Origin of the sequence: Vibrio sp. T13N, from assembly GCF_032970445.1 — a bacterium.
Lineage (GTDB): Bacteria > Pseudomonadota > Gammaproteobacteria > Enterobacterales > Vibrionaceae > Vibrio > Vibrio diabolicus.
In genome coordinates, this window is sequence record NZ_JAWJYE010000007.1 from 206,560 (window position 1) to 224,052 (window position 17,493).

The 17,493-nt window shown below is 44.8% G+C and carries 15 protein-coding genes and 1 tRNA gene; 10 read left to right on the forward strand and 6 right to left on the reverse strand.

Translation table 11 applies throughout. From position 1 onward, the window contains the following. Positions 1-3: 3 nt before the first annotated feature. The gene (locus R2S67_RS13920) at positions 4-1,338 is read right to left on the reverse strand and encodes a DASH family cryptochrome (protein WP_256893965.1); all 1,335 of its coding nucleotides are present in this window, start codon (positions 1,336-1,338) and stop codon (positions 4-6) included. Between the two features lie 366 nt (positions 1,339-1,704). Between R2S67_RS13920 and R2S67_RS13925 the strand changes: the two genes are divergently transcribed. Next, positions 1,705-2,718: a GGDEF domain-containing protein gene (locus tag R2S67_RS13925; protein ID WP_005393654.1), complete on the forward strand. Its 1,014-nt coding sequence runs from the start codon at positions 1,705-1,707 to the stop codon at positions 2,716-2,718. 102 nt (positions 2,719-2,820) lie between these two features. On the opposite strand, the gene R2S67_RS13930 is transcribed toward R2S67_RS13925, so the two are convergent. Further along, the gene (locus R2S67_RS13930) at positions 2,821-3,399 is read right to left on the reverse strand and encodes a hypothetical protein (protein ID WP_317345146.1); all 579 of its coding nucleotides are present in this window, start codon (positions 3,397-3,399) and stop codon (positions 2,821-2,823) included. A 174-nt stretch (positions 3,400-3,573) separates the two neighbouring features. On the opposite strand from R2S67_RS13930, the gene R2S67_RS13935 reads away from it, so the two are divergent. Beyond that, the gene (locus tag R2S67_RS13935; protein WP_104973366.1) at positions 3,574-5,130 is read left to right on the forward strand and encodes a DUF3612 domain-containing protein; all 1,557 of its coding nucleotides are present in this window, start codon (positions 3,574-3,576) and stop codon (positions 5,128-5,130) included. A gap of 388 nt (positions 5,131-5,518) precedes the next feature. On the opposite strand, the gene R2S67_RS13940 is transcribed toward R2S67_RS13935, so the two are convergent. Beyond that, on the reverse strand, positions 5,519-6,874 hold the full coding sequence (locus tag R2S67_RS13940; protein ID WP_317345149.1) for a diguanylate cyclase: 1,356 nt from the start codon (positions 6,872-6,874) through the stop codon (positions 5,519-5,521). Positions 6,875-7,005: 131 nt separating this feature from the next. Between R2S67_RS13940 and R2S67_RS13945 the strand changes: the two genes are divergently transcribed. After that, positions 7,006-7,611 carry an alpha-ketoglutarate-dependent dioxygenase AlkB gene (locus R2S67_RS13945; protein ID WP_317345209.1) on the forward strand — a complete coding sequence of 202 codons (606 nt, stop codon included), beginning with the start codon at positions 7,006-7,008 and terminating at the stop codon, positions 7,609-7,611. Positions 7,612-7,680: 69 nt separating this feature from the next. Then, positions 7,681-8,769, forward strand: coding sequence for a DUF3541 domain-containing protein (locus R2S67_RS13950; RefSeq protein WP_317345151.1), 1,089 nt, complete (start codon positions 7,681-7,683; stop codon positions 8,767-8,769). A 54-nt stretch (positions 8,770-8,823) separates the two neighbouring features. Here R2S67_RS13950 and R2S67_RS13955 read toward each other — a convergent pair whose 3' ends face one another. Continuing rightward, positions 8,824-10,032: a NupC/NupG family nucleoside CNT transporter gene (locus R2S67_RS13955; RefSeq protein ID WP_005393641.1), complete on the reverse strand. Its 1,209-nt coding sequence runs from the start codon at positions 10,030-10,032 to the stop codon at positions 8,824-8,826. A 562-nt stretch (positions 10,033-10,594) separates the two neighbouring features. Here R2S67_RS13955 and R2S67_RS13960 point away from each other — a divergent pair. Beyond that, positions 10,595-10,678 (forward strand) — tRNA-Leu (locus R2S67_RS13960). A 32-nt stretch (positions 10,679-10,710) separates the two neighbouring features. Further along, the gene (locus R2S67_RS13965) at positions 10,711-11,322 is read left to right on the forward strand and encodes a DUF2913 family protein (protein WP_258684281.1); all 612 of its coding nucleotides are present in this window, start codon (positions 10,711-10,713) and stop codon (positions 11,320-11,322) included. A gap of 74 nt (positions 11,323-11,396) precedes the next feature. Here R2S67_RS13965 and R2S67_RS13970 read toward each other — a convergent pair whose 3' ends face one another. Then, positions 11,397-12,797, reverse strand: a complete 1,401-nt coding sequence (locus tag R2S67_RS13970) for a tryptophanase (protein WP_005393637.1) — start codon at positions 12,795-12,797, stop codon at positions 11,397-11,399. Positions 12,798-13,096: 299 nt separating this feature from the next. Beyond that, entirely contained in the window at positions 13,097-14,341 is a 1,245-nt protein-coding gene (locus R2S67_RS13975; RefSeq protein WP_317345157.1) for an NADH:ubiquinone reductase (Na(+)-transporting) subunit B, read from the reverse strand. A 160-nt stretch (positions 14,342-14,501) separates the two neighbouring features. Here R2S67_RS13975 and R2S67_RS13980 point away from each other — a divergent pair, with 160 nt between their 5' ends. The 4 genes from R2S67_RS13980 to R2S67_RS13990 all read left to right on the forward strand — a co-directional run bounded on the left by R2S67_RS13980 (position 14,502) and on the right by R2S67_RS13990 (position 17,478). Further along, on the forward strand, positions 14,502-15,890 hold the full coding sequence (locus R2S67_RS13980; protein WP_317345158.1) for a cytochrome ubiquinol oxidase subunit I: 1,389 nt from the start codon (positions 14,502-14,504) through the stop codon (positions 15,888-15,890). Positions 15,891-15,900: 10 nt separating this feature from the next. After that, positions 15,901-16,899, forward strand: a complete 999-nt coding sequence (gene cydB / locus R2S67_RS13985) for a cytochrome d ubiquinol oxidase subunit II (protein WP_317345160.1) — start codon at positions 15,901-15,903, stop codon at positions 16,897-16,899. Further along, positions 16,899-16,997: a DUF2474 family protein gene (locus tag R2S67_RS22885; RefSeq protein ID WP_080955913.1), complete on the forward strand. Its 99-nt coding sequence runs from the start codon at positions 16,899-16,901 to the stop codon at positions 16,995-16,997. Before cydB ends, R2S67_RS22885 begins: the two co-directional genes overlap by 1 nt. 76 nt (positions 16,998-17,073) lie before the next feature. Continuing rightward, positions 17,074-17,478, forward strand: a complete 405-nt coding sequence (locus R2S67_RS13990; protein ID WP_317345161.1) for a cystatin — start codon at positions 17,074-17,076, stop codon at positions 17,476-17,478. Positions 17,479-17,493 lie beyond the last annotated feature (15 nt).

The following is a 17,493-nucleotide window of genomic DNA, read 5'->3' on the forward strand; positions in this document are numbered from 1 at the left end:
TGGTTATCTCCCGCTCTCTTTTTTTGGCGCAATCGGCCAATCCACCATATCGACACTATCAAGATGTACGCCTACGCATCTCCCCTGCCATTTGTCGATAAATGAAAAATCTGGATCATAAGTTTGTGTCTGCTTTTCTAGATTAAACTGACGTGAGCCACGTGGGTCAGCGCCAACACCAGCCAAATACTGCCAGTTGCCCCAATTAGAGCCGACATCGTAATCAATCAGCTGAGTTTCAAAATAAGCAGCACCATAACGCCAGTCGAGTCCAAGTTCATGAACCAGACAGCTCGCGACCAATTGGCGCCCTCGATTAGACATATAACCCGTTTTATTAAGCTGATGCATACATGCGTTGACTATTGGAAAAGGTGTCTCGCCTTTCTTCCACTGTTTGAAGCGTTGCGCATAAAAACTGGTCAGTGGTGGCTGGTTGGCGATACCGCCAAATCGAAACAACTTCTGTTGATACTTTCTCGCGTACCAATAAAAGTATTCCCGCCACAACAACTCGAAATAGATCCAATAGGTTGAATCATTTGCTCCGTTCTTCCGCTCATATTGTTTGAGCATGGCATAAATGATTGTAGGAGAGACGCAACCATGAGCTAACCAAGGTGAAAATTTAGTTGAATACTCCACCCCATCAAGCCCATTGCGCGTCTGTTTATATTCACTCGCTAAACTTGAAGCAAAATAGCGTCGACAATGTTCAAGACCGCTCAGTTCTCCGCCATCAAATGCTGGTTTGGTGTCAAAGTAATATGTCGTGGCGGTAGGAAAATTCATACCTGAAGGTTCTGGCGGTAAAGCATGAACGCCCTCGTAAGGTTGAGAGAGGTCTAAACCTTCGACCTGCTTTCTAAATTTCGTGAAGGTCGCAGGCAGTTGCCTTAATTCAAATGGTAACTGTTCTTCGCACAACAAAGTACGGATCGCTTGCTGTTTTATGTTCACATGGGGAGTGCCTTCAATTGCACGCTCTAGTGCCTGTTGCTCATCCGAACCAGCAAACGCATCAGCATAAATATGAGTGATACCGAAATGACTGATGGCATATTTGATCGCTTGATAGGGCGTCAGTTCAACCGTCCATAATCGTTGCCCCAATTTAGCTAAAGATTGATTAAGTTCATTAAGCGATGCCTCGAGAAACTGCAATTTCGCACGCCCTAAAGAGGTCTCCTGCGCAAAGTGCTGCAAGTAAGGTGTCACCGAGGGGCGACAATACAAACAAATTAACTCATCCATTTCTGCATAAGCGTCTATCAACAGCGGGTTGTCATGCAAACGCAGGTCATTAGTGAACCAATACAGTCCTATTTTCTTATCCAAGTCGCACCCTCTTTTTGTAAACTCGTTTTTTGTAAACTCGGAGTCCCGCGTTCTTGTTGCAAATAGCCTAAGCGCTAAGTCTTTTATTCCACTCGTTGTTGTACGGGCAATAGAGCTTTACGATCATTAGGTTACTGACAATCTCACTAAACCAATTGGCTGGTCATCTTAGAGCCCTTAACACCAAAACATCGTTCGCGCATGTTTCATACTAAGATTTTATAAAATTAAAATTTGGCGATATTGATAACGGTCTTAATCACTCATTTTTTATATAAACCATGCAAAAATGATAAAAATTAAAGCGATATTGGTTAATATCCGTTAATCTAAGTACAATTCCATTTTGCTAGTACCATCGCAGAAATGACCGACGAGTTTAAAAAATCGACCGCTAATTTGAAAAAAGCGGTCCCACTAATGATCAAAAATCATGTTGCTGCCACGCCAGCCAACTATGCGCTTTGGTATACCTACGTTGACAAGACCATTCCTGAACTCAACTTTGAGTTAGATACGGTGTTAGAAAACTACGGTATCTGCCCGCCTGCAACCAATAAACAGCTTTATAACAACTATGTTGCCAGTAAAGCAGAAACTAGCCTTGAAGATCTTAGAACCAATGTAGAAGTTCTGCTGCATGAAGTGTCCAGCTCGATGAGCGATACACTTTCAGATACTTCTTCCTTTTCTGAAATGGTAGACAAAAGTTTTAATAAGCTAGAAAAAGTTGAAGACAACAGCTTAAGTATTGAAGAAGTGATGGTGGTGATTCGTCAACTTGTCGCAGAGTCACACGAAATTCGTCACTCGACAAAGTTTTTGAATAGCCAATTAACTAATGCGAGTGAAGAAATTTCTCGCCTCAAAAATCAGCTGGCTGAAGTACAGCAAGACGCATTATTTGATGGTCTATCCAACCTTTACAACCGTCGAGCTTTTGATAAAGATCTGTCTTCGCTTATCGCATCAAATCAAGCAATGACCTTGATCATGCTTGATATCGACCATTTCAAGTCATTTAACGACAATTACGGCCACCTTTTCGGCGATACTGTACTAAAAGCCATTGCCCGTCGACTACAACAAAGCTGTCGAGATGGAATATGCGCGTATCGTTTTGGTGGTGAAGAGTTCGCTTTAATTGTGCCCAATAAGTCTCTGCGAATTGCTCGCCAATATGCAGACACCCTACGCCGCATGATAGAAAAACTGCGCATCAGAGATAAGCGTTCTGGTACACAAGTTCACAGCATTACTGCTTCTTTTGGGGTAGCAGAATATGAAGTGGGTGATACGCCTGAAGCTCTGGTCAATAAAGCCGATAAGCAACTTTATGAGGCAAAACAACTCGGTCGTAACCGCGTGATGCCCATTTAAATCAATTTGTTATGTAAGCTTGGTTAATAGGACCGACTTTCGAAATAGAATAAAAACCCCGCACTATTAAATGCGGGGTCTATTTATCTGGCGCTTCACATCTTAATCGACACTGTAGCAATAGCTTAGAATATAGTCGTCACCGTTTTTCGCAGTGTATTCTTTATCTTCACTACATGCCATCGGCTTACCTTTTTTGTCGCCTTTGATTAAGCTGATCCAGTGGCGCATCGCCGTCGGCGCATTACCCGTTAGTTCAGGATTAAACGTAGTGCGTGTTTCCAGTTGAATGTCATCAATATCCATCAACTCCACACAACCGGTGCCTTTGTGACAGCCAAATAGCACTTCTACGTGGTTACCTGAATCGTCTTTAAACAAGATCGATTTTGGATCTTCTTTCTCACCCGTATACGCCACAAAGTGTTTTGGGCTTTTCAGGCCGCTGTGTGTGCCGTCTTTGAAGTAAGCCAATACATGGCGGTAATCAATTACGTAACTTGATACATCTTGGTGCGACCCGCTCTCCAATGGGAACATGCGGTCTAGTAGTTGCTTCGCTTTTACTTGCTTCTCGCTCTGCTGCTCAGCACTTACCGCTTCGACGGCAAATACAGCTTCAGCGATAAATGGGCGTTGTTGTTGTTGCATCTCTTTTTTATCGAAGTTCAGCATATTCATCGTCATATCCTCGCACTTAAAAACTCGTCCTAGAGTAAAAACTTAATTCCTTCGTTTAAGTTTCAGGCAATTCTGTGAAGTTGATGGTTAATTTCCTTGCCTGCTTATTATGTAGACTAGCGAAATATTGACTACAATTTCACAACAAAAATTTTACAATGTGAATTTTACAAAATGTCTGTGTCAAAAAGCCTTATTCGTCAGTCCCATTTTCTAGGTACGAAAATTAGAAACCTAAGGAAAAACAACCATTTAACGATGGAGGATTTATCTGCACGCTGTGTAAGGATCAATCCTGAGTACGCACCGTCGGTATCTTACCTTTCGATGATAGAGCGCGGAAAACGCGTTCCGAGTATTGATATGCTCGAAGTAATCGCGGAAGTTTTTCAAAAAGATCCTGCGTGGTTTTTAGATGATGAACCGGAATTAGAAGCCATTACACCCAACAAAGGGAATCGTGGCGGTATCAACGGTATGGCATTGGAGCCGAGCTTTTTGTTCTCCAATGATATTCTCCAAATCGCGATTCCAGAGATGTTGTCTCAAACGGGTATTACTGGACGTCAATTCGCCCACTTGTTGATCCGTGCGCACCAAGAAAACCATCAAAACCATTTTCCTGATTTAGAACGCGCAGCCGAAGAGGTCGGCTTGAAACGCCTGAATCTATCGGTAGAAGATCTGATAGATATTGCGAAAAGCATGGGGTTGGATATTCGCTGGGTAGACCGAGCACCACAGGATGTGATTGATGAACTGGGCGTCAGCGCCAAACAGTTGATTACGTCTTTCATGGAGCCACCTGGCACCATTTATCTCAATAAACGAATGCGTGACTACCCAACCCGATTGAAATATGACTTGGCGGTATACATCGGCCATCGCGTGCTCCATAGCAGTGATGCAATGAATAACGTTTTATCTATTGGGCATCAAAACAACTGGGAGCAAATGGACAGCCCAGTTTCCAACTCTGAGCTCAACTCGCAAGATATCCTACAAGCTTGGCGCGATTTTGAGTCCAGCTTTTTTGCTGGTGCCCTGCTTTGCCCCAAAGTACCATTTCGTCAGTTGCTTGACCGTTCCGGTTACGAAATTGATGTTCACAAAAAGGCCGGCGTTTCTCCTTCCGTTGCGATGCGTCGTATGACCGTGGTTTCTCCGTACCCTCATTGGCACTACTTTGATGCCTATGGTCCGGGCAAGTTGAAAGCGGTATATCGTGGAAATGGCATCCCGCTTCCTTGGGGCAATATGCGCAAAGTGAACGATCCTTGCCAACACTGGGCCGTATTTAGACGTCTAGCCCAACCTTTGGATACCAGTTCAGCGCAAATTTCGATTTTGAATGTGGGCGACGAGCCACGTATTTACTGTTGTGAATCAGTCAACGTATTTGACCCTGCGGGGAACAACCGAGTGTTGTGCGCGGGGATAGATTTAAACCCTGCGATTTCTGCACAAGGTGGTGATGCGGTTTCTATTGCGGAAGAGCTGAAGTCACTTTGTGTCGCTTCCGGCGGAAGTAGTGTCATTCCTCCCCACATCAAAAAAGACTTAACAACCATCGCTAAGATATTAAACATCAATTGGATAGAACGAGGTATTCAAACCCAAGCTAGGCTAATCTGCTCAAGAGGGGCCGTTTGTCCAAGGCAGCCTAGTTGTTACAGTAAGTGCGGAGAAGCCGATGAGACAGGTGACAACGTGAATATTATTGGTCTCTAGAAAGAAAAAACGCCAATCACAATAATCGTGATTGGCGGTATATACTTGTGAACAATGTGTATTCACTAACAACGTCAGTTGGCTAGGTGACCCTCGGCTTAATAAGGGTCACTCTAGATAAAGCACGATGCGTGCCAACTTTAAAAAGGCCGTTTTTTAATAGATCCAGATGCATATCGTTGCTTTATTGACCATAAATTTCGCAAACTGCATTTGCAAAATGCAACAACATGCAAATATGCCACTTCATGCACTACTAATAATGACTCTCTCAGCAAAGAGTCTATTAACATGTAAAGTCATATATTCTTATACCCAAATGATGGTGAGATTTCGGATTCTTAACCTTACCACTGCTCCAAAGCCCTGATTGAAACTGGGCTCAGGTTCATCCGCCATGTTTTTGTTGATACATTCTCTCATCGGCTATTTTCATCATTTGCTCTGGAGATGACATGTCCGGATCAAATATCGCGTACCCAATGCTGGTTCTCAGGTAAATGAGCGCTTCATCGTAAATCACGGGCGTCGAACATAAAGCTAACCTGAGCTTTTGTAGCAGAGACTGAACATTTTCTTCCGTCCCAGGGTTATGAACGACAACTAAAAACTCATCACCTCCCATTCGGGCCACTATATCTGATTTACGCAGAGAGCTTCTCACTCTTTCAGCCGTAGCGACTAAGACCTTGTCGCCTGCGTCATGACCATAGGTATCGTTAATATGTTTAAACCTATCCAGATCTATATTGATTAAGGCGAAGCTGTAACGCTTTTTGTAACGTTTCGCTATTTCAAACTGCTGCTTGTAAAACTTCATAAAATAGCGACGGTTTGGTAAGTGCGTCAGTTCATCATGCAGTGCTCTATCATCCGCAATGGTGTACAAGCGATAAATCGCAATAAGCGCGAGGCTCAGTGCAAAAACAATGGGATAACCGATGAGCCTTGCGAAATAAAGCTGATGCCAAGGAATTTGACGGTCGAGTTTGTCTCCGGAGAAAACCACCATACTCCATCCACCATAAGGAAAATGAACCATTTCTTTCGCGTATGGCGTTTTGGTTTCACTCAGTGCGCCAAAGAAAACGTCACCAAAAGCACCGCCACTGTCGTAACCACGAATCATCAAAGGGTAGCGATAAGAGAAATCGATCACGCCAGTTTCTCGCATCAGAGCATCAAAATTAATCACCGCACTGATCACACCCCAATAATCTTGGTTCAACGGTGGATCAAGAAAAACCGGAACCCGCACGATCAAGCCTTTGCCGCCTTGAATCAAGTTGACAGGTCCTGCTATGAATATTTCTTGTATATCCTTGGCTTTTTGCACCTGTACCCACTGCTGTGGTACCGTTCGGTAATCGAGCCCGATTAAACGCTCATTACCTTGGCGGGGAAATATATGACTGATAACATCATTCTTCGCGATGCCAATGATCGTAATATGTTTGCTTTTGTTCAGAATGCGGTGAGCCGCAATGTTCAATTCGTCTTCTTGGTTTTTAGGCAGTAAAGTAATAAGTGTCGCCAAGGTACTGGCTTTATAGATATCCGCCATAAGTACCGCTTCCAAATTGGAACGGAGGGTGGAAAGTTGCTCTTTGGCCTCAACTTGAACTCGCTCTTGGTGAAGCTCTTGCTGATTTCGATGCAACAGCTCAATAACCCCAACGCATAAAGCGAAAAAACTGAGGAAGAACAATGCAAAATAGCATCGCTTTCTGGGTAAATAACGCATTTTCTCCCCACAACTCGTATATCGTTACGAGATTTTTATTTATTGTTAAAATTCTTATTATTACAAGAATAACCAATCCCAATCGGAAAGGTAACAGTGATTAAAATTTTTTATGTTTTAGGTATGAGATGATGCATCAACAAGGCGATTTATTTGACGGTACTCAGTGGCAAGAAGTAGAAAGGGGGAAACTCTATTACGATCCTTATTTTCTTAACCATCTAGAAGCGGATCACTACTTTGACCAACTTCTGAAAACACTGCCATGGCATCAAGAGCGCATTACCATGTTCGGCAAGTCAGTACTTCAACCTCGTTTACAAGCGTGGCATGGTGATGCAGCATATACTTACTCTGGCTTGACCATGCAGCCTCACCCTTGGACTCCTGAGTTAACTCAGCTCAAAGTGCGCTGTGAGACGATTGCGGATGTAGCCTTCAACTCTGTACTTGCCAACCTATACCGACACGGCCAAGATTCGATGGGCTGGCACCAAGACAATGAACCAGAGCTAGGTAGAAACCCGGTTATCGCCTCTTTGAATTTAGGTGAAACACGTCGATTTTTGCTCAGAAATTTACATTGTAAAACTGAGATTGAATATGAGCTTTCTCACGGCTCCTTACTGGTTATGGCTGGCGAGCTCCAACATCACTGGAAACACTGTGTACCAAAAACCGCGAAAACCAAAGGTGAACGTATCAATCTGACTTTTCGACAGATTTTTAACTATTGACTCAGCTTTTACATTCTTAATTAATATTGATGGTAGGTTTAGATTCAGGACTTCATAGGGAATGGATTTATGCGTATCAAACCTCTTAGCTTAGCGGTCTTACTCTCTTGCTCACTTACCTTTGCTGTTCAGGCATCACAAGAAGAGATACCGCTCCTAGATAATGCTCAATCAGCACAGTTGATTCGTAGTACCTACGAGCAGGAACTGTTCACTTTACCTGCGTTTAAAGAGGGGCACTTTGGCTTACGCATGTACCGCCAGACGTTAGATGAGAAATATCTCGCTGCCGTTTGGACCGACATGGCACAAGTAGCTAGCCGATTAAACCGATTTGCTAATGAAGTCGTTGAACCTGAAGACATTATTCTTTATTCATCACAAAGATTGACCGCGTATCAAGAGAAAGAAAGTGAGCGAGGGCAACGACGCTATACCGTCACTAAACACCATCCTGAATATCTTTATCTTGGCGTGGATTTGCTTGGCGCAATGGCAAGAGCAAACGAATATGGTCTGAAACATAAGCAAGACAAAACGCTAAGAAAGATCCTGAGGCGCTACGATTTCTCGCGTTACGTTACGGACAAAGAAATGATAGAGGCGTGGGCAGCTCAGCTCGCAAACCAAGTCTACTGGCTTCGCCAGCTAGGCGAGCAAGATGTGGTCGACGAATTTGCTCAAACCTTTCGCAGTACCTATCCCGACGATAAAGATAAGATGCTGTCAGCTCAGCAGTATTGGAATAAACTCTATGGTATGACGCACATCATCTTTGCCGACTCACAGTACTATCAAGTGCGGGTAAGCGAAAAGAAACACCAATGGATTTATGATTACTTTCGCAACAACATCGACACTATCCTACTGCGCGCCAAAGAAGACGTGATTGCAGAAGTCGGCATTTCGTTTTTGTTAGCAGGCTTGGATCACGATCCGGTCGTCGAGAAAACCCGCCAAGCCATTCGTCACGCAATCAACGCTGAAAAAGGGATGATTCCATCGGTCGATGGGAGTTTTGATCTCAAGTACGGCGAGCACCGTAACGTGCTAGCCATCATGCTGCTCGATTGGAAAGGGGTACATAAAGCGCCAACTTATCAAGAGCACCCTGACGCTTTTAAATCAATACCCTACGGCTTAATACCTAAGCCTTAGAAATAATAAAACCCGCCATTTAGGCGGGTTTTTAGTGTGCATCTTCAATCTAAATTAGAGCGAGATGAAAATGCCCGCTAAACACGCACTCATCAGGTTAGCGAGTGTGCCAGCAGCAACCGCTTTTAGGCCTAAACTTGCTACATCTTTGCGGCGCTCAGGTGCCATCACGCCGATAGAACCCAGCTGAATCGCAATTGAACCAATGTTTGCAAAGCCGCACAACGCAAAAGTGATGATGACTTGAGTATGCTCAGAGAGCGTCGCTTTGTGCTGTACAAAATCGATAAACGCGACAAATTCGTTCATCACAACTTTCTGACCAATGTATGAACCCGCAGCAAGGATTTCGTGGCTTGGCACACCAATCAACCACGCTAGAGGTGCAAACAAGTAACCAAAAATCGCTTGTAGCGTCACACCAGAGAAACCAAGTATGTCACCTAAGTTTTCTAGTCCCGTGTTCACCATCGCGATAACACTAACAAAAGCGATAAGCATGGTACCAACAGCAACGGCCACTTTCATACCGCCCATAGCACCGCTTGCTAGCGCATCAATAACGTTGCTTTCTTCTGATTTATCTAGCTCAATATCGTTGTAATCGCTTGGCGTTTGGCGTTCAGGAACAATGATTTTTGCCATCATCAAACTACCTGGAGCTGCCATAAAGCTTGCCGCAATCAAGTATTTTAGGTCAACACCTAAACCGGCATAACCACCAAGCACACTGCCCGCCACTGAAGCCATACCACCAGCCATCACAGCAAACAGTTCAGAGCGAGTCATGTTCGAAAGAAATGGACGAATAAGAAGTGGGGACTCGCCTTGAGATAAGAAAATGTTACCTGTTGCAACCAGAGACTCTGCTTTGCTGGTGCCCAAGAACTTCTGGATAGCACCGCCAATAAATTGAATCACTTTTTGCATGATGCCCAAGTAGTAAAGGGCGGAGATAAGAGCACTGAAGAAGATGATGATAGGAAGGACACGAATAGCGAAGATAAAGCCAGAAGAAGCGAGGTCACCAAAGAGGAATTTAATCCCCTCATCAGCAAAGCTGAGTAGCCCCGCGACACCATTACTTAAACTCGCCAGCGCCGCCTGACCTAACGGGAAATAAAGCACTAAGGCAGCAAATCCCATTTGTAGCATCAAGGCGCGAGATACGGTTTTCCAATTAATGGAAGAACGGCCCTCAGAAAGTAGGAAAGCACAACCTAGCAGTGCAACAATACCAAATAGACTAAATAGAACACTCATGAGCTGGACCTACTGAACGTTGAAAAAGAAAAAAGAGCCAAAGGAATTGGAAGAAGAAAGGGACAACGCAGCGAGTGATAACTCGCCTTCAGATCCAGAATGTAGACAGAACGAATAGTTCGACATCTTATTTTTACCTTATACAAGCAATTGAACGTAGCTGGTCCGGTCCGTGGGGTCATTCACTGCTGGCGAGCGTATTGCTTGGCCTGCTCCATGTGACGGCTTGTATGGGTAAGGGTCCTGAACAACTAAACCCTAATTCCCGCTTAAACGGGACGCAAGTATAGCCAACAAAAAGAGATATTCATCACATTTATTTACGCAAACGTTCAAGCGTTCAAAATTTAGGCAAAAACGTTCTTTTGTCGTCATACTGTTAATAAAAGTAAGGGCATAAGGACAGACTTTGATGGTAAAAAACGCAAAAGTGACCAATAAATACGCAATCAAACTCGAAAGATCCAAAATTCGTCATTTTGCTCTCGCCAACAGATGGATTTTGGTTATACAATTCGCGGTGCTTCTTTTCGAGGCCTCTGAGTATTCAGAGCATCATGATGCCGAGATGGTGAAATTGGTAGACACGCTAGCATGAGGTGCTAGTGCCTTTGGTGTGAGGGTTCGAGTCCCTCTCTCGGCACCATTATCCTTCTTCCCTAATTTTGTTCGAGTGTAATGCAAAGTTCTAAGCAGGCAAGACAGTCTACAGATGCTAACCAACTTCTGAGTGAGCTTGCGGTTCACGCTTTATTACACCTGCACTTTAAAATTCACGCGTCCTCACATGGTCTCTCCCTTAAAGAGCGTAACGACTTACTGCAGAAATGGCTGAAGCCAAAACTGAAGAGTAATCGCTATAAGCTGATTAAAAAGCCGTTAAAGTCTTTGACTCAACAGGCAAAAGGCGAGAACGGAAATCTGGAAGCGTTACTCGAACGTTGCGTGGGTGCAGATAAACCAAGTAACCCTCAACCTGATCTAGATAGCTACTTGCTGTTGATTAACGAGGTTGAGAAGAAGTTGGGGACTACCGTATTATTATCTCGACCGGAAGACGTCGACTTATCTCACGACCAACACGGCTGTTTGCTGTGTGTGCTTTCTGAGAACTTAAATCAGCACTTCGATGATAATAACGCCCTAATCGCTCCTATTTCGATGCTGTTCCGTGGACCAATGAGTCAACGCTCACTTTTCCTTGGCAGCATTTACGCCAGTGGTACATTCAATTATGAAGTGCAGTACCAGGACGATCAGTTCGTTCGCATTACATTAGAGTTGGCGTAACTGTAACGCTAAGAAACAAATCGAAAAAGGCCGCGAAACTCGCGGCCTTTTGCTTTTCTATATTCAAACCTTAATTAATCGATTTCTTTAAACCGAGCAGTAAAGTGGCGCAACACTGGTGGTTCATACTCAAAAGTGAGCCCTTTTAACTCATGTGCACGATTTTTCAGTTCGATAATCGCATCCGCAATGTAATCCATATGGTCGTTTGTGTAGACACGGCGTGGAATGGTCAAACGCATTAATTCTAACTCTGACGCTTTTTGTTTACCTGTTTCAGGGTCACGACCAAGCAGTAGTGATCCTATCTCTACTGCTCGAATGCCCGCTTCCAAGTACAAGGCATTACACAATACCTGCGCAGGGAACTGATCCGTTGGAATATGTGGCAAAATCTTAGCTGCATCCACAAACACCGCGTGACCACCCGTTGGGTATTGAATTGGAATACCGCCCTCACGTAAGCGCTCACCTAAGTATTGAACTTGGCTAATTCGATAGTGAAGAAAATCTTCATCCGCTGCTTCATACAAACCGCGAGCGAGCGCTTCCATATCACGCCCAGCCATACCACCGTATGTCACAAATCCTTCCATGGGTACACAACGTGTCTGCACTGCTTGGAATAACTCTTTATGATCGCGAATACAACACATACCACCAATGTTTACCATCGGGTCTTTCTTAGCCGACATCGTCAACATATCGCCGTATTGATACATCTCGCGAATGATTTCCAGAATCGATTTATCTTCGTACCCCTCTTCACGCTGCTTAATAAAGTAGGCGTTCTCACAGTAACGAGCCGAGTCAATCACCACCGGAATATCGTACTTGGTTGCGATTTCGTACACGCTGCGCATGTTTTCCATCGACACAGGCTGACCACCGGAGCTATTACAAGTAATCGTGGTGATAATCGCACAAATGTTATGTGAACCGTGCGCTTCAATTGTTGCCACCAGCTTATCGATATCAAAGTTGCCCTTCCAATCATAAGGCGTAGTGGTGTCGAATGCTTCTTCCGTTACCACGTTAATTGCTTTACCGCCATTGAGCTCGATGTGACCCGCGGTGGTATCAAAATGGTAGTTCGATATAAATACTGGCGTTTCACCACCACGCACTTGACGCATACGCTCAATCAAAGCTGGGAACAAAATTTGCTCGGCACCACGCCCTTGGTGCGCAGGCACGGTGAGCTTGTAACCAAAGAAATGCTCTACTGCATCACACAGGTTGTAGTAATTTCGGCTACCCGCATAGGATTCATCCCCCATCATGATGCCAGCCCACTGATTATCACTCATGGCACCAGTGCCAGAGTCAGTCAGCAAATCGATATAAACATCATCACTACGAAGAAGAAATGGGTTATAACCCGCTTCTTTTAACGCGACTTCACGGTCTGCCAAAGTGGTCATTTTGATTGGCTCAACCATTTTGATACGGAAAGGTTCTGGAATACGTTTCATTGTTAATTTCCTTATACGCATTGCCCTACGCGCTATCACGTAAGACTAAAAAAACAAATAGATAAAATGCTTTTCAATGCGGTTGCATTGAGGAAATCAACGAGAAGAGATTTTACTAAGAAGAGACAAGCAGTAGTCTAGGTTGTACCAGAACGACAGCACCAAACGGCTATCGAGAATATCCTTTATTCTCATCGTCTTCGTCCTCCTGATAAAAATAAAAAGCCAGAAACCCCATGTTTCTGACCTTTTCAATATAGTGCAGTTTTCAATCAACTTTCAGTGAAGTCACCCTCATTTTAAGAAGGTCTCGCCCTTTTCATTCTGCGTTTGATATTACTTTCTTTGACTAAATAATCGAAAAGTGGCGCGAATAAGTTAGCAAATAGAATCGCTAACATGATGCCTTCTGGATAAGCTGGGTTCAGCACTCGGATAAAAATCGTCATCACACCGATTAATAGTCCGTATGCCCATTTACCGCCATTGGTAAAAGCCGCCGAGACAGGATCTGTCGCCATAAAGAAGGTACCAAACGCGACCCCACCAATCACGAAGTGCCAGTAAAACGGCATGGAGAACATTGGGTTAGAGTCCGAACCGATCGCATTCAATAATAATGAAGCCGCCACTAAACCAACCAACACGCCTGCAACGATTCGCCACGACGCTATCTTCATAAAGATAAGAATAAAGCCTGTTAATGCAATCAACAGCGTGGAGACTTCACCCATCGAGCCTGGCAAATTACCAACAAGAGCATCTCCCCATGAAATTGGCTGTCCCGTCATACTATTTATCAAGGCACTTTGTCCACCTTCATACCATTGGCTCAGCGGTGTAGCGCCAGAGTAACCATCTGCCGCAACCCAAACAGCCCCGCCAGACATGTTAGCGGGATAAGCGAAGTACAAGAAGGCTCGCCCTGCTAGTGCCGGGTTTAAGAAGTTTCGCCCCGTACCACCGAAAATCTCCTTCGCCACAACAATACCGAAAGTGATACCTAAAGCCGCTTGCCACAGTGGAATTGTCGGAGGAAGGATCAGCGCGAATAGTATAGAGCTGACAAAAAAGCCTTCGTTCACCTCATGCTTTCGAACAATAGCAAACAGAACTTCCCAGAAACCACCAACGATAAACACCGTCGCATAAACCGGGAGAAAGTAAGTAGCACCAAGCCACATTTTACTTGCCCACCCCGCCTGTGAAACCGCATCTAACGAGCCCCATACCCAACTCAGTTTCCACGAAGAAGCCAGCGCTTGATGAGCTGAGGCTTGATCCATTCCATACAACAAAGCATCGCTGGACTGCTGACCTATGTTGTACATACCCCAGAACATGGCAGGGAAGACCGCCAGCCACACCATGATCATAATACGTTTTAAATCGATGCTATCTCGAACGTGAGTCATGCCTTGGTTTACCTTACCAGGCGTGTAAAAAATGGTTTCGACAGCTTCGAACAATGGATAGAACTTGTGATACTTCCCACCTGGACCAAACTTAGGTGTCGCTTTCTCAAAGTAATGTTTAAGGCTCATAACGCTCCTCCTTTATCTAAAAGATGGTACGCACATGTGTAAAAAGCGATCGTTTTTTAATCTCTTCGTCTTCCTTCTTCGTATTTCACCTTGTTCGCCACTCTTCTGTCTCCTCTTTAAATCCGGCGAACAGTTTTATTCAACGAAAAAGGGACCGCTCATGGACACACTCGCCATTGACCTAGCTAGATTCCAATTTGCCTTTACTGTCTCTTTCCACATTATTTTTCCAGCTTTTACGATTGGTTTGGCAAGTTATCTCGCTGTATTAGAGGGCTTGTACTTAAAAACGGGCAACAAACAGTACATGCAAATCTATAAGTACTGGCTCAAAATCTTTGCCATCAGTTTTGGTATGGGTGTGGTGAGTGGCATCGTGTTGAGCTATCAATTCGGTACTAACTGGAGCGTGTTTGCCGACAAAACAGGCCCAGTCCTAGGCCCGCTAATGGGTTATGAAGTTTTTACTGCGTTTTTCCTCGAAGCTGGTTTTTTAGGCGTGATGCTTTTCGGTATGGATAAGGTGGGTAAGAAGCTTCACTTCGCCGCGACTTGTATTGTTGCATTCGGGACGTTTTTGTCTGCGTTTTGGATACTTTCGGTTAATAGTTGGATGCAAACACCAGCAGGCTACAGCATCAACGAAGCCGGACAGTTTGTCCCAGAAGACTGGTGGGCGATTGTCTTCACCCCTTCCTTCCCTTACCGGCTCGTTCATATGTTGCTCGCCGCTTACCTTACTACTGCTTTTGTTGTAGCCGGCGTTGCCGCTTATCACTTGCTAAAAGCAAACCATAACCCTCTAGCCAGAATTATGTTCTCGATGGCAATGTGGATGGCTGCCATCGTGACACCTATTCAAATCGTTGCTGGAGACATGCATGGATTAAACACCCTTGAACATCAACCCGCCAAAGTCGCCGCGATGGAAGGGCACTATGAGTCTCACCAAGGCGCGCCATTGATCCTCTTCGGTATCCCTAACGATGAAGAAAAACGTATGGAATACGCACTGGAAATCCCCAAACTCGGTAGTTTGATCTTAACTCATGACCTCAACGGTGAAGTGAAGGGATTAGATGCTTTTCCAGAGGAGGAACACCCTCCTGTATCTATCGTTTTCTGGTCTTTCCGAGTAATGGTCGCGCTTGGTTTTGGCATGCTTGTTATTGGTTTGTGGAGCCTTTGGCTAAGAAAACGTCGCAAACTTTTTGATTCAAGGGCACTTCAACGTATTTGTGTCCTGTTTGCCCCAGCGGGGTTCATTGCAGTTTTAGCAGGCTGGATAACCACCGAAGTCGGTCGCCAGCCTTACACCGTATACGGTCTTTTAACCACAGCCAATTCGGCATCGCCTATTGATGCCGCCGCGGTGAGCGTATCCCTGACGGCGTTCATCGTGGTTTACTTTGTGGTTTTTGGAGCAGGCTTCTTCTATCTACTGCGTTTGATGCGCAAATCTCCAACTCGTTATGAAGAAGGCTTAGACAGCCGACTTCCTGATGGCACGAAAACCGATGCCATCACACATTCTAACCATCTAACCTAGGAGCTAACTCATGGATTACGCATTAATTTGGTACGCTTTGATTGGGCTCGCCGTTCTGATTTATGTCGTGTTAGATGGCTTTGATCTCGGTATTGGTATCCTTTTCCTCAGCGCGAATGACGATGAAGAGCGCGACATGATGATGAACAGCATCGCTCCTGTTTGGGATGGTAATGAAACTTGGCTAGTTCTTGGCGGTGGTGGGCTTTTTGCCGTGTTCCCCCTCGCCTACGCGGTCATTATGCCAGCACTCTATGCTCCCCTGATTTTAATGCTGCTCGGGTTAATTCTGCGCGGGGTTTCTTTTGAGTATCGCTTCCGAACACAACGCGGAAAGTTTTTATGGGATAGCGCTTTTTTCATTGGTTCACTCACCGCGGCATTGATGCAAGGCATTATGCTTGGAACCCTGCTCCAAGGTATAGAAGTTAGTGAACGAGCATACGCAGGTGGATGGTTTGATTGGCTTTCGCCATTTAGCGTATTTTGTGGCTTGGCGCTTGTTTGTGCTTATATTCTGCTTGGTTCATGCTGGTTATTAACCAAGCTTCCAGAAGAGCTGATGGGGCGTTACTACGTGGTCGCGCGACGATGGGGGCTAGCAATGGTAGCCTGTATATTCATCGCCAGTTTGTGGTTGCCATTGAGCCAACATATCGTCTTTGAACGTTGGTTCTCATTACCAAACTCGCTGCTGTTTTTCATCTTACCAGTTATTGCAGCGGCACTCATTTGGCAGCTATTCAAAGCCTTACTCGACCACAAAGCTGTTCGTGCCTATGTACTTGCCATCGGCCTGTTTCTTGTTTCCGCGATGGGTTTCGGTGTCAGTACATTTCCTTACTTGGTCCCATTCGCACTCACTTATCAAGACGTCGCCGCGCCAGATAAAAGTTTGGCATTTTTACTTGCCGGTGCGGTGGTATTACTTCCTCTGATCATAGCCTACACGGCTTATTCGTATTGGGTTTTCCGCGGTAAGATGAAACGTGGAGAGGGATATCACTAATGAAACTAAAACCCATTTTGTGGTTCATTGGCATTTGGCTGGCAAGCGTGGTCGCCTTGTTTATCGTCAGTTCGCTGATACGAGCTGCGATATTGTAGGCCAAGAGTCTACTGCACCACATCTGAAGTCATTGAGGTCTATACTCAAGCAAGAGTAAAACAACGGAGTGTTTTTATGACCTTAAAGCAGATTCTGGCAACTTTGATTCCTTTGACAGGTCTACTGTTTTCACCAAATGCATTGGCCGTAGACAAGCAGATGTCATCCGCCATGAAAAGTAAAATGCGGTCTATTTGCTCCGCAACAAACGAACAGAGCCATTGGCAAGTTGCTCAAGCAACTCCTGACGCCAGACGCTCACTCAACATGGTGCTTTATCAAATGAATGCCGATGATAAATTGAAAGCGATTCATGAGGTGAGAACGAAAATGGTCGGCGGCACCCATTATGCGTTTGAGTTCGAGTTGCAAGATGGCCAAGTCTGGAATGCGATCGTTCTGCACAGTGCCCGAGGCGATTACATGATCGAAAGACACGCAAAGAAAGGCGAACTCTGCCCTAAAGATGGCGACTCCTAATCCCCAGATTCAAAT